Annotated in this window: 10 protein-coding genes; 5 read left to right on the plus strand and 5 right to left on the minus strand. The window is 34.3% G+C overall.

Annotated features, from left to right (window positions below):
- Window positions 1-3,166 (minus strand): choice-of-anchor L domain-containing protein (locus tag ACIQ0M_RS10605; RefSeq protein ID WP_396152026.1); only part of this gene is annotated, 3,166 nt, incomplete at its 3' end.
- 133 nt (window positions 3,167-3,299) lie between these two features.
- On the opposite strand from ACIQ0M_RS10605, the gene ACIQ0M_RS10610 reads away from it, so the two are divergent.
- Entirely contained in the window at window positions 3,300-4,199 is a 900-nt protein-coding gene (locus ACIQ0M_RS10610) for a NifU family protein (protein WP_396152028.1), read from the plus strand.
- 62 nt (window positions 4,200-4,261) lie between these two features.
- On the opposite strand, the gene ACIQ0M_RS10615 is transcribed toward ACIQ0M_RS10610, so the two are convergent.
- On the minus strand, window positions 4,262-6,517 hold the full coding sequence (locus tag ACIQ0M_RS10615; RefSeq protein WP_396152030.1) for an inorganic phosphate transporter: 2,256 nt from the start codon (window positions 6,515-6,517) through the stop codon (window positions 4,262-4,264).
- Between the two features lie 128 nt (window positions 6,518-6,645).
- On the opposite strand from ACIQ0M_RS10615, the gene ACIQ0M_RS10620 reads away from it, so the two are divergent.
- The 4 genes from ACIQ0M_RS10620 to ACIQ0M_RS10635 all read left to right on the plus strand — a co-directional run bounded on the left by ACIQ0M_RS10620 (window position 6,646) and on the right by ACIQ0M_RS10635 (window position 10,371).
- Window positions 6,646-6,846, plus strand: coding sequence for a dodecin family protein (locus tag ACIQ0M_RS10620; RefSeq protein WP_396152032.1), 201 nt, complete (start codon window positions 6,646-6,648; stop codon window positions 6,844-6,846).
- A 54-nt stretch (window positions 6,847-6,900) separates the two neighbouring features.
- The gene (locus ACIQ0M_RS10625) at window positions 6,901-8,913 is read left to right on the plus strand and encodes a thioredoxin domain-containing protein (protein ID WP_396152034.1); all 2,013 of its coding nucleotides are present in this window, start codon (window positions 6,901-6,903) and stop codon (window positions 8,911-8,913) included.
- Window positions 8,914-8,969: 56 nt separating this feature from the next.
- A complete protein-coding gene (locus ACIQ0M_RS10630) occupies window positions 8,970-9,434 on the plus strand; it encodes a YtxH domain-containing protein (protein ID WP_396152036.1) in 465 nt (154 codons plus the stop codon).
- Window positions 9,435-9,519: 85 nt separating this feature from the next.
- On the plus strand, window positions 9,520-10,371 hold the full coding sequence (locus ACIQ0M_RS10635; protein WP_396152038.1) for a mechanosensitive ion channel family protein: 852 nt from the start codon (window positions 9,520-9,522) through the stop codon (window positions 10,369-10,371).
- Here the strand turns inward: ACIQ0M_RS10635 and tsaB are convergent.
- The 3 genes from tsaB to ACIQ0M_RS10650 all read right to left on the minus strand — a co-directional run bounded on the left by tsaB (window position 10,358) and on the right by ACIQ0M_RS10650 (window position 13,863).
- Window positions 10,358-11,014 (minus strand): tRNA (adenosine(37)-N6)-threonylcarbamoyltransferase complex dimerization subunit type 1 TsaB, encoded by a 657-nt coding sequence (gene tsaB, locus ACIQ0M_RS10640; RefSeq protein WP_396152040.1) that lies wholly within the window; start codon window positions 11,012-11,014, stop codon window positions 10,358-10,360. The genes ACIQ0M_RS10635 and tsaB overlap by 14 nt on opposite strands.
- A gap of 87 nt (window positions 11,015-11,101) precedes the next feature.
- Window positions 11,102-12,415 carry an efflux RND transporter periplasmic adaptor subunit gene (locus ACIQ0M_RS10645; RefSeq protein ID WP_396152042.1) on the minus strand — a complete coding sequence of 438 codons (1,314 nt, stop codon included), beginning with the start codon at window positions 12,413-12,415 and terminating at the stop codon, window positions 11,102-11,104.
- Window positions 12,416-12,417: 2 nt separating this feature from the next.
- Entirely contained in the window at window positions 12,418-13,863 is a 1,446-nt protein-coding gene (locus ACIQ0M_RS10650; RefSeq protein WP_396152044.1) for a TolC family protein, read from the minus strand.
- Between the last annotated feature and the right edge of the window lie 51 nt (window positions 13,864-13,914).

Raw genomic sequence — 13,914 nt, forward strand, 5'->3', positions numbered from 1 at the left:
TATTGACCGTTACTGTTGGATTTGTATTAATGGTTACTGTACCCGATGCACTCGTAGAAAAACATCCGGTTACTGTATCGGTAATCACTACACTATAAACACCCGGTGTTGTGGTGGTAAAACTCGCCACATTACCCGGATTTGGTCCCGAAGGTACTGTCCAAACATAATCATAACTACCCGCTACTCCCGGAGTTGCCGTTACTGTAGCTGCTACTCCATCACAAACACTTGGGCTATTAACCGTAACGGTTGGGTTTGGATTAATCGTTACCGTGCCCGATGCACTAGTTGAAAAACAACCTGTCACCGTATCGGTGATAATCACACTATAAACACCGGCTACTGTGGTGGTAAAACTCGCCACATTACCCGGATTTGGTCCCGAAGGAACACTCCATGCGTAATCGTAACTTCCTGCAACTCCCGGTGTAGCCGTTACAGTGGCTGATGTGCCAACACATACCGATGGACTATTTACGGTAACTGTTGGATTGGGATTGATGGTCACTGTGCCCGATGCACTGGTTGAAAAACAACCTGTTACTGTGTCAGTAATAATTACACTATAAACACCGGCTACCGTGGTGGTAAAACTCGCTACATTGCCCGGATTTGGTCCTGAAGGAACGCTCCATGCATAATCGTAAGTCCCTGCTACTCCCGGTGTGGCAGTAACTGTGGCTGGCGTGCCTTCACACTCTGTTGGACTATTAACTGTTACTGTTGGATTTGGATTAGAGGTCACAGTACCTGATGCACTTGTGGAAAAACATCCGGTTACTGTATCGGTAATCACTACACTATAAACACCCGGTATGGTGGTGGTAAAACTTGCCACATTACCCGGATTTGGTCCTGAAGGTACTGTCCAAACATAATCATAACTGCCCGCTACTCCCGGTGTTGCCGTTACAGTGGCTGCTACTCCATCACAAACACTTGGGCTATTAACTGTTACTGTTGGGTTTAGATTGATAGTTACTGTACCCGATGCACTGGTTGAAAAACAACCGGTTACCGTATCGGTGATAATCACACTATAAACACCGGCTACTGTGGTGGTAAAACTCACCACATTACCCGGATTTGGTCCCGAAGGAACACTCCATGCGTAATCGTAACTTCCTGCAACTCCCGGTGTGGCCGTTACAGTGGCCGATGTGCCATCACATACCGATGGACTATTTACCGTAACTGTTGGATTGGGATTTACCGTGATAGTAATTGTAAAAGTATCTATACAAATATTCGGTGACGTACCTACAGAAGCTGTTACTGTATAAACAACATCAATTGGAGCATTACTTGTATTGGTTAAAGTCTGACTTATACTTGTTTGTGCTGTAGCTTCATCCGATGCTCCTGTGATACCGGCCGGTGCTACAACCGTCCAGGTGTAGGTAGTGCCTGTGGGGATTACATTGGAACCTGAGCCATTAGGAGTTACGGTAAAAGTACCTTCAGAACAAATTTCTTGGAAAATGGATGCAATTTCAGGCAGTGGATTCACCGTTAAAGTAAATGATTCTGTTCCGAAATTGGATGGAAAAGCAGTTTCTACCACCCGAACATAAATTGTTTCATTGGTTCCGTTATATGAAGTGGCAGGAGAAATAGGAAAATCTCCGGTATCCGCATCTACTTGTGAATTGTGATAGGTAACTTCATACAAAGCTGGATCTAACCCATTAAGGGCATTAACATTATTCTGAGTTAAATCGAAGATTTCAAAATCGTCATTTAACGTAACTTCATCACACAAAACTAAATCTAAAGGTTGAGGATCAAGTGTACATGACAATTGAATAAGTTCAAAAGATTGTATACTAATACACTCAACACCACTGAATATATCAACAACACCAACATATATTATTTCGCCTGATCCTGAACTCACATAAGTTGTAGGATTAGGAATATAATTAAAAAATTCAAAGTCTTCAGGTGTAAGTGCATAATTGAGTTCAAAAGCAAAAGGATCTAATCCGTTTAAAACTATTGGTGTATTGACTGTTAAATCAAAAATATTATCAGGTTCACAAATTACTAAATCGATTGGTTCAGCAACCGGAATTGGCGGATAATACTCAAGAATGGCAGAATCAGTTACTGGACAAGCCGGACCATAAGGGTAAGCAATAACCGTATATTGACCAGGCTCAGATACCGTTAATGTGGGACCAGTCTCTCCAACGATTAAATCTGGTCCGAAATACCATTCGTGAGGCACACTAACGTCGAATCCTGTGAGGTAAATACGTTCATCTCCCTCACACAAGGCCGTTCCACTTCCAACTAAATTATCTCCTAAATCAAATGGTGTTACTCTAAAATCTTCTAGAAAAACAGCCGAATCATAGCCATTATCACCCACATTTGCGATGGCTAGTTTTATGTGATAGGTTAGGCCACACTCAACTGGTGAAGAAGCAATTAAAACCGTTGTAAAACCGTCGTATTGAATAGATGTACCTCCACAATTATTAACGTAATATTGTTGATTACTTGGTGCATTACCCGGAACCACAAAAGGACAACCTACCGCAAAGCCACCATTAACATTATTGATTGAAACCACGTTACTTGCGGTGGTAGAAGCAGTAATTTGGGCAATATTAATAGCACCATTACTGTAAGGACCAGCTATTCCCGGACCGCTCAAGAAAAAACCAAAAACATCATTAAAGCCACTATTAACAAATTCAGGATATTCTTCTGAAGCAAAAACAAATTTAAAAGTTAACAAGTCTCCGGTTGGAACAAAATCAAACTCAAGAATAGTTTTATTATTAATTGTGTTAGTTGTCAATTGATCTAAATCTGCATCACCTGGAGACAAAACTATTCCGTTTGTATTATTTGCAGAAGGCGAATTATTTGGACCTAGAGCCGCTTGAGCATTATTAGTTGCTAGAATTACACCTCTATTAATGCCTAAATTGGTTGGAGTGACTCCTGTCGTAAAAAACCCTGTTTTAACATTGGGGGTTGCAGCTAATGCCGGATTTCCATTAAAAGTTATATTTGACACTGTAATACCATCACCCAATAAAACATCTTGTACTAATTGTGTCGGAGAAATTGTTGTATTATTCACAAACAATTGTGCATTCACACAAAACGGAATAATTAAAAGAATGAATAATAGTAATTGTTTTTTCATAGACTATTGAAAAAATGCTTCAACAATTACAAATTGCCAAAACACTTGGTAAAGTTGTGTTAATAAAAATTTAAAGTTCAAATATAACTAAATACCAAAAATATCTTTGTTAAATTTGCATAAAAAAGCTCAAATGACTAAATTATCAATAAAAGAAACCCAAAATCCGACTATTATAAAATTTGAATTTCAAGATTTTATTACAAAAAATAAAAGTTATGAATTCAAAAACATAGATGAAGCAAGTGAGAGTCCATTAGCACAACAATTGTTTTATTTACCTTTTGTTAAAACGGTTTTTATCTCCGGAAATTTTATTGCCATAGAACGTTACAACATTGTGCAATGGAATGATGTCCAAGATGCTGTTGCTGAACAAATTGAAGAATTTGTAACCAAAGGAGGAATCATCATCAACGAATCGACAGTTGAAACCAAAAAACTTCCAATAACGATTTATGCTGAATCAACTCCAAACCCATCGGTATTGAAGTTTGTTGCCAATAAAATGTTGACCTCCAAAACAGCTGAATTTAAAAATATTGATGAGGCTTTTCCTTCTGCTTTAGCGAAAGAATTATTCAAATTTTCTTTTGTGAAGGAAATTTTTATGGATGAAAATTATATTTCCATTACAAAATACAACAGTGCTGATTGGCAAGAAATTTCCAATGAAATTAGAACGTTCATTAAAGAATATATCGAAAACGGAAATGAAATTATCAATGAAAGCTTATTGGTTACTGTCCCAAAAAATGAAAAACAAGCTATTTCAAATTTTGATTCATTAGACACCACCTCACAACAAATTATCAATATTTTAGAAGAATATGTAAAACCGGCAGTTCAAGCGGATGGTGGCAATATTCTTTTTGATTCTTATGATGAAAGTGAAAAACGCGTAAAAGTTGTTTTGCAAGGAGCTTGCAGTGGTTGTCCATCTTCTACCTTTACATTAAAAAATGGCATTGAAAACATGTTGAAAGATATGTTGAATGATGAAGCTATTAAAGTGGAAGCTATTAACGCCTAAATAAAAAAAATATCAATAAAAAAATCCTTGAAATTTAACTTCAAGGATTTTTTTTAGAGTTATTATTTCTTGTTCTTTACATGAACATTGAATTCTTGAAATAATTCTAATAAATTCATAGTAGCTTTTATTAAATCATTCGTTTCCAGCAATAATCCAAAATATAGTTTACTGTTTTTTGGACTTGTTTCTACGGTTCGGATTCGTGTAATTTGTTTTTGAATAAGCTCTGAAACATTATTTAAAATTTGATTTTTCTCTTTCAAAACCTCATCCAATTTATCAAAATTTTGTTCTTTGAAAATAGTTTCAATATTATCAAATAGTTTTTGTAATTCTACATCAATACTCTTCAAATCCCTAATTTGATTAAATTTTAGTTGTTTGTGGTTATTATTAATATGAGAATAACTGTTTTGTGTAATAAAAGCTAATGATTGAATCATATCTTGCAAATAACCCAGAATCATTACATAAAATTTACTTGCTTCAACCGAAGTTTCATCCAAGTTTTTGATAAAATAGTAAACATTACTCTTTAATTCATCAACCTCTTTTTCAAGTTTTTTTAATGCTTTTTTATTTTCTTTAAGTTTGGCCAAATCTTGTAGTCCTAAATTATCAAGAACGTCAGTGTAGACTTTATTTGTTGTAGAAATTACTTTTGAAATTTGTTGCGAACTTTCATTAATAATTTCTTTGATTGTTACAATATCCTCTTTTTTTAGTTTCTTAATTTCATCTTCTTCAATTAATTTTTTCTTGTGAATTTGATTACTTCTGTAAAAGAAAATAGCGACAATAATCATAAAAGCAAAAAACGCATAAACTTGACCAATAAATAAAATGTATGCAATTAATCCTGAAGAGAGAAATGCAACTATTGCCGTTACAAACCAACCTCCAATAACATTAAACACACCTGCTACTCGATAAACTGCACTCTCTCTATCCCAAGCTCTGTCAGCAAAAGAAGACCCCATAGCAACCATAAATGTTACATACGTTGTAGAAAGTGGTAATTTCATAGAAGTCCCAATAGAAATTAAAACGGCAGCAACAACTAAGTTTACAGAGGCACGAACCATATCAAACATTGGTTGTTTATCTCTTTTTCCTTTAAATTCCGGTTGAACAAATTGTGCGTCTAACTTTGCTTGTAAAGATTTTGGTAATATAAAACTAATGATGTTACCCAGATACAACATTGCTCTAACCAAGTTGCGAGAAAGTGTGTTGGAGTTAAATTTTTCCGTTCCTTCGCCTTGACGTGAAAGATTCTGCTCGGTTTCAATTACTGTTCTCGCTTTTTTGGATGTCCATAAAGTGTAAACCATTACAACACCTGCTAGAGCTAAAAAAAGAAATGGAGCCGGTAAATTTTCTTCTTCAAGACCGGACATCATAAATTCTGTAGCACCTAAATTTTGTCCGGGAGCAATATAAATTTCATATGCTTGATAAGCTGCAATTGGAACACCAATAAAGTTTACTAAATCATTTCCTGCAAAAGCTAATGCTAATCCAAAGGTCCCAACAATAATAATAAATTTAAATATGTTATATTTTACAACACTCATCAAAAACTGACAAACAATTGTCCAGAAAACAAGTGAATACCCTATGATAGTTAATGGGCTTTCTTTGATAAAATCTTTTACTTCTGATGGCACAAATGTCACTGCCTTTAATCCTTTCACTAAGATGAAAAACGTTATGGCTGTCATCGCCATTCCACCAAATATTGAACCTACATATTTATATCTTCTATCTATATGAAATGTAAAAATTAATCTTGATACATATTGAACCAATGTTCCCAGACCAAAAGAAAGTAAAACAGATAATAATATACTGTAAACAATCTCAGCGGCTTTTTCGGTATTTATATATTGGCTAATTTGATCCATACTACCATCTGAGACATAAATTTTATAAATTGATAAAATTACAGATGCACCTAGTAAAGAAAATATAACCGAAACGGTTGTAGAAGTTGGTAAACCAAGTGTATTAAAAACATCCAGTAGCAACACATCCGTAATCATTACAGCAAGAAAAATAATGATCACATCGTTGAAACTGAACATACTGGGTGTAAAAATTCCATTTCTGGCTATTTCCATCATGCCATTTGAGTACAAAGCCCCAACAGCTACACCAACACTTGCAACAATCATTATTGTCTTGAAAGAAACTGCTTTTGAACCAATTGCAGAGTTTAAAAAGTTAACCGCATCATTACTCACACCAACCATTAAGTCAGTTATAGCTAAAATAGCTAGTGCCACAAGCATGATAATATATATCTGATCCATCTAGATAATTTTTTGCAAAATTCCGTTAACTATTTCAAACTAATGTTAAGCTAATGTTATCAATTAAAAGGGTTCTTTGTTGCGATTTTAAGAAAAAATATTACCTTTAATACTTAAAATATATCATTATGGCAATATTAAAAATAATTGAAGTGCTTTCCAGCTCAGAAGTTAGTTGGGAAGATGCTACACACAAAGCAGTCGCTCAAGCAGCAAAATCCTTAAAAAACATTCGTTCGGTTTACATACAAGACCAAAGTGCGGCTGTGAAAGACGGTCAGGTTTCGGAGTTTAGGGTAAATTTAAAAATAACTTTTGAAATAGAATAATCAATAAAAATTGTAATTTTAAGCGTTCTCAAAAAGAACGCTTTTTTTATACTTATGAATGAACTAAAATTAGAAACCAGTCCTTACTTACTCCAACATGCCAACAATCCTGTGCATTGGAAGGCATGGAAACCAGAGACGTTATCAATTGCAAAAGAAAAACAGCAACTCATTTTAATCAGTATTGGATATTCGGCTTGCCATTGGTGCCATGTTATGGAACATGAAAGTTTTGAAAGTGAAGAAGTGGCAAATACCATGAATCAACATTTTGTCAACATTAAAGTTGATCGCGAAGAACGTCCGGACGTGGATGCCATCTATATGAAAGCCGTTCAATTAATGACCGGTCGAGGTGGTTGGCCTCTTAATGTGGTTTGTCTTCCGGATGGCAAACCGGTTTGGGGCGGCACTTATTTCAGAAAAAACGACTGGATAAATACACTTGAACAATTGCAGGAATTATATCAATCAAATCCTGAAAAAATGATTGAATATGCCGAAAAATTGCACGAAGGAATTGAAACGTTAGGCTTAATAGAAGAAAAAACATCCGAATTTGACATTGCTGTTTTAAATGATTACTTAGAAAAATGGCAAAAAAGTTTCGATTGGGAATTTGGCGGCTATACCCGTGCTCCAAAATTTATGATGCCAACAAATTATCAATTTTTAATGCAGCATGGTTATTTGACTAAAAATAAAAAACTACTAGAATATGTCGATTTAACCCTGACAAAAATGGCTTTTGGTGGGATTTTTGACACTGTCGACGGCGGATTTTCACGCTATTCTGTAGATATAAAATGGCATGTCCCTCATTTTGAAAAAATGGCTTATGATAATGGCCAACTTTTGTCCCTTTATGCGAATGCCTATAAATTGACAAAAAATGAACTTTACAAAGAAATCATTGAAAAAACTACCACTTTTATTGAAAAAGAATGGTTGACAGATGAAGGAGCCTTTTTTTCTGCGTTGGATGCCGATAGTTTAAACACAGAAAATCAGTTGGAAGAAGGTGCATTTTATGTTTGGAGAAAAGAAGAGTTAAAAAACATTATTCAAGATGATTTTGAATTGTTTTCTGAAGTTTTTAATATCAATGAATTTGGACATTGGGAACATGGAAACTATGTTTTGATACAGAATAAAACGTTAGAAGAAATTTCAAAGAAGAATGTTGTTTCAATTGAAGAACTTCTTTTGAAAAAGAAAAAATGGGAACAACTCCTTTACAAAACAAGAGAAAAAAGACCAAAACCACGATTGGATGACAAATGTATCACGTCGTGGAATGCCATTTTACTGAGCGGTTTTGTGGATAGTTACAAAGCTCTAGGGAATGAAAATCACTTAAAAATCGCATTACGAAATGCAGATTTTATTGTGAACAAAATTTGGTTCCCGGAAGGAAATTTGATGCACATTTACAAAAATAGAAATGCAACCATCAACGGATTTTTAGAGGATTATGCGTTTGTTATTAATGCTTTTATTGCTCTTTATGAAGCTACTTTTGACGAAAAATGGCTCATACACTGTAAGAATTTAACAAATTATTGCTTGGATCATTTTTATGATGCAAAAAAACAATTATTTCGATTTACCTCTGATTTGGACGATGCTCTGATTGCAACTCATTTTGAAATTGAAGACAACGTGATTCCTGCTTCCAATTCCGTCATGGCAGGCAATTTATTTAAACTGAGTGTTTACTTTGAAAATTCGCATTATGAAGAGACTTCAAAAAACATGGTTTCTCAAATCATTCCATCGATTGATTATCCTTCTGCTTTTTCAAATTGGTTAATTGCTGCATTACATTTTTCGGATTATCAAAAAGAATTAGCCATTTGTGGTGAAGAAAGTTTGGTTCATCTAAAAAAAATCAATCAAAATTATTTCCTGTCAATCGTACTATCCGGTAGTACTAAAAAATCTGGTTTACCTTTTTTACAAAATCGATTTACAGAAAATGAAACCCTGTTTTATCTCTGTCAAAATAAAATGTGTTTAGCTCCAAAAAGCAACATTTTAGATGTTTACAAAGATTTAAATTTCTAATTATAAAAAAGTTAGCAAAATTCAGTAGATTTGGGACTCACTAAAAAATAAACATCATGGGATTAGGAAGTTTTTTTAAAAATCTATTTGGTTCAGCCAAGGAAACTGCATCTGAAGTAGTTGATAAAGCAGAAGTTGTGTTAGACCAAGCCAAAGAAAAAGCAACAGAATATGCTGCTAAAGCAGAAGATTACGTTGAAAAAGCAGTTGAAAACGCAAAAGAAGCTTATCCGGAAGTAAAAGAAAAAGTAGAAGATTTTGCAGAAAAAGCGAAAGAAACCGTTTCTGAATATGCCGAGAAAGCAGGTGATGCGATTGAAAATGTAGTAGAGGACGTTAAAGAAAAAGTACATTCATTCACTGCCTCAGCCAAAGAAGAAACGCATGAAGCAACTTCGAATTTTGCTGAAAAAGCAGAAGAAACAGTAGAAGAAGTAAAAGAAAAAACGGAAGAAGTTTCTGAAGATTTAGAAGAGAAAGTTGACGAAATTAAACGAGCAGCAGACGAAAATGCTGACTAAAATTTAAGTTTTCTTTTAAAGAAATCCTTTCTAAAAATTATACCTTTGCAGCTCTTAAATCACTAAATGGTTTAAGAGTTTTTTTATGGATTTGATTACTGTAAACACAGACTATGTAACAAAATATTGGGATTATTTTACCAATGTTTTGATGGAATATTCGACAAGATTGATTTCGGCAACACTAATTTTTGTGATTGGTTGGACAGCTATTCGACTAATAAAAAAATTAATTATTCGGATAATGACAAAAAGGGAAATGGAACCTACTTTGTCGAAATTTTTAGCAGACATCTTAATTTGGACGCTGAAAATTTTACTTTTTGTAACAGTTATTTCAAAACTAGGCGTTGAAAACTCCTCTTTTGTGGCGATTATTGGTGCCGCAGGTCTAGCAGTTGGTTTGTCTCTACAAGGTTCATTATCCAACTTTGCCGGTGGTGTTCTAATCATCATGTTCAAACCGTTTAAAGTTGGTGATTATATTGAAGCTCAAAATGTTTCAGGAACAGTTAAACAAATTCAAATTTTTGTTACGCAATTAGCAACGGTGGATAATCAAATTATTTTTGTGCCAAACGGAGCTTTATCAAATGGGACAATCATTAATTACAGCTATGCAACTAATCGAAGAGCAAATTTGACAATAGCAATCAGTTATGGTTCAAATATTAAAAAGGCAAAAGAAATTGTAATGCAACTGATGGAAAATCACCCAAAGGTCTTAAAGGACCCCGCACCAGTGGTCTTGGTAGATAGTTTAGCCGACAGTTCGATTAATTTAGCTGTAAGACCTTGGGCAAACTTGGAAGATTTTTTTGAAATGCGTTCAGATATTTTAGAGCAAATAAAACTAAAATTTGATGAAAATGGAATTGAAATTCCGTTTCCACAACTTGATTTCCACATCAAAGAAAATTTTCCTAAGAAATCATAAAGTCTTTCAAATAAAAAGGTTCAAAATAGGCTATATCTTCAAAACGATTATTCGTGAAAAAGGTGTAGCTTTTTTTTGTCATTTGTTTAGCTGAAGGATAAATAACATTTTCCACAAAAATAAAATTCTCTTTTTGAAGAATAATCTTGGCTTTTTGTGAACTATCGCCAACAAAATAAATAGTTTCATTCCATGCAGAAAATGAATCAACTGTCAAAATCTCTGCTTTTATCTCCCTGATTTTTTGATGATTTTTATCAAAAATCGCAGCATACACTTCCATTCTTCTGGCATCAATCATCGGAACAATTAAGCCTTTTTCAATTGAAATTTGAGAGGCTAAAATTTCTAATGTATCAACTGCAATTAAAGGAATATTCAACGCATAGCATAATCCTTTTGCAGCCGAAACACCAATTCGCAAACCCGTATAAGAACCCGGTCCTTGACTAACTGCAATCGCATCCAACTCTGAAAATTGTATATTAGCTTCGGTTAGAATTTCCTCAATAAAAACATGCAATTTTTCTGCATGTGAATAACCCATTTCTGCAATTTCTCTGGAAACAAGTGTTTCACCATCTTTTGCTAATGCTACCGAACAATTTTTGGTAGATGTTTCTATGTTAAGTATATAAACCATAATTAAAAATGAAGATGCAAAAATAAGACATAAAAAAAGGAAACTAAACTTTTAATCTAATTTCCTTTTTGTTTTTAAATAAAGAAGTTATTTTTTAATCTCTTTGGCTTTTTCTTCCTCCGATTTAACAAAAACTAAATCTCCGGAGTTCAAATCTTTTGTAACGGTCGTATAAGGTCCAACAATCACTATATCTCCTTTTTTCAATCCTTGAATGACTTCAATGTTTGAATCATCTTGAATACCGGTTTTAATAATTCTGATTTTTGCTTTATCACCATCTTTTACAAAAACACATTCTAACTTTTTATCCGTTTTTTGAACCAAAACTTCTGCATTATCGCTTTGTTCTTCTGGTTTTACATCTACTTTAGAAGAACTTAATGTGTCCGATTTCATGACCACTGCACTAATGGGAACGGCAATAACTTTTTCTTTTCTTTTGGTAATAATATCAACCGTTGCGGTCATTCCGGGACGGAAAGGAGAATAATTCTCGGGTTTTCCTTCTATCAAATCTAAATAGGATTCTTTTAAAATTCTAACTTTTACTTTAAAATTAGTCACCTGATCTGCAGTTACAGCATTACTTGCCGAGTTAGAAATACTGGTTACAACACCTTTGAACTCTTTTTTCAAATAGGCATCCACTTCAATATTGGTAGAATCGCCTACGCTTACTTTGACAATATCATTTTCATTCACGTCTACTTCCACTTCCATATTATTCAAATTGGCAACACGTAAAATTTCTGTTCCGGTCATTTGTTGCGTACCCAAAACGCGTTCCCCTAACTCTACAGAAAGTAAAGAAACTGTTCCATCTGCGGGGGCATAAATGGTTGTTCTGCCCAAGTTGTCTTTTGCTTCTGTAACGGTTGCAGCAGCACTTTTTACACCGTAATAGGCGGCTTGTTTTGCGGCTTGAGCACCTTCAAAAGTAGCCACTACTCTATCCCATTCTGATTTTGAAATGATCCCTTTTTCAAATAGTGTTTTGTTGCGATTATAATTGGCTTGTGCTTCTTTAAAAGTGGCCTCTGCCTGGCTCAATCCTGCTTTTGTATTAGACAATCCTGCCACTGAACGGTTTAAACTGGATGTATATAAATCGGGGTTAATCCTAACTAATAAATCGCCTTTTTTTACTAATTGTCCTTCTTTAATTGGCAATTCTATGATTTCTCCGGAAACTTCAGAAGAAATTTTAATTTCAGTTTCGGGTTGAATTTTACCGGTTGCAGAAACAGTTTCAATAATGGTAATTTCATTGACAGAAGCTGTTTCAACTTCTTTTCCTTTATTCTTGTTACCAATTACACCCGTTTTTGAGAGTACAATTAACAAAATAATCAACCCTAAAGCGATTCCTAAAAAAATATATATTCCTTTTTTTGACATAATTATGGTTTTTGAATAATTGGGATTCCGAAATAAAATTCTAATATTTTTGTTCTAAAGATAAAGTCATACTTGGTTCTTAAAACTTCTGATTGTGCATTGACCAAAAGTGTTTGCGATTGATTGAAATCAAAGGCATTCATCAAGCCTACTTCAAAACGCTCTTTGGCATAGTTGAATGCTTCTTGTCTAGCTTCTAAGGTTGTTAGAGCCGCTTCATATGATTTCAAAGCTCCTTTTACATCAGTGAAAGCAGTAAAAACATTTCTTTCTAAGGTTAACTCTTCTTGTTCATAAGCAATTTTACTTCTCTCCAACGCAACTTTTGAACGTTGTACATTATTTCGAGTGGCAAAACCATTAAAAATTGGAATGGTTAACTGCACACCAAAGTTCTGACCTTTGTTAGCATCAAATTGATCAAAAATCGGGGATGGTCTCCCTAAAATGGCATTAAAATTAGGTTGCAAAACATTTTGATTGGTTCCTTCGACGACACCTATGACAGAAGTTGGATTAGTTGGATCCAACTCAACTCCTGTAACTCGGTCTAAGTTTGAAGCTCTGGTACTAAAGCTATAAAAACCTTGTAATCGAGGTTGATAGGCACCTTTAGAGATAGAAACATCTTTTTCTGCTATTTCCAAGTTGGTTTGGGCTATTTTGAGTTCTGTTCTCGTTTCTTTTGCTTTTTGATAAATTGCTTCCGGGGTTTGAAGTAATAAAGGAGTTTGTGTCGCTTCATACTCACGGTCGATGATATCAAATTCTTTAAAATCTTCCAGTTGTAATAATTGAGCTAAACTTAATTTAGAAATCAACAACAAATTTTCTGCATTAATTACTAATTGCTCACTGGATGCAACAGTTGCTTTGATATCTAACAAATCACCTCTTGGAATCACTCCGGCTTCTAACAACTGCTCCGAACGTTCCATTTGCTTTTGATTGTTGAGCAATTGTTCTTTTTGTACTTTCAAATTTTCTTTGTTGAATAAAATCTGTAAAAAAGCATTGGCAACATTCAGGGCAATATCTTCCTGCATTTTTGTCAATTGATATTGACTGGCAATTTGAGATAAATTGGCTCTACGAAGTCGGTATTGATTCTGGAGGCCGTTATAAATATCAACGCCAACATTTAAGCCGGCAGAGGTAAATTGCGTGGTTTGATTTTCTAATAAACCGGTTGTAATATTCTGATTTAAACCAATGTTCCAAGAATGTGAAGCGGTTGCATTAGCCGAAGGAAGAAAGTTCCCTAAAGCAGTGCTTCGCTCAATGTCTGCTAATTCTTTGTCTAACGCTGAATTTTTAATAGAAATGTTGTTTTCTAAAGCGTGATTAACACATTCTTCTAATGTCCATTTTTTAGTTTGTGAATGAACACTAACTCCTAACAGAATTAGCGAAAACCAAACCACTTTATTGACGATAGAACTTTTCATTAGAAATCTTTGAAAGAGTTGCTGCATTAGAGTACAAATTTAATTCATTAG

This window comes from Flavobacterium sp. (assembly GCF_044339515.1).
Lineage (GTDB): Bacteria > Bacteroidota > Bacteroidia > Flavobacteriales > Flavobacteriaceae > Flavobacterium.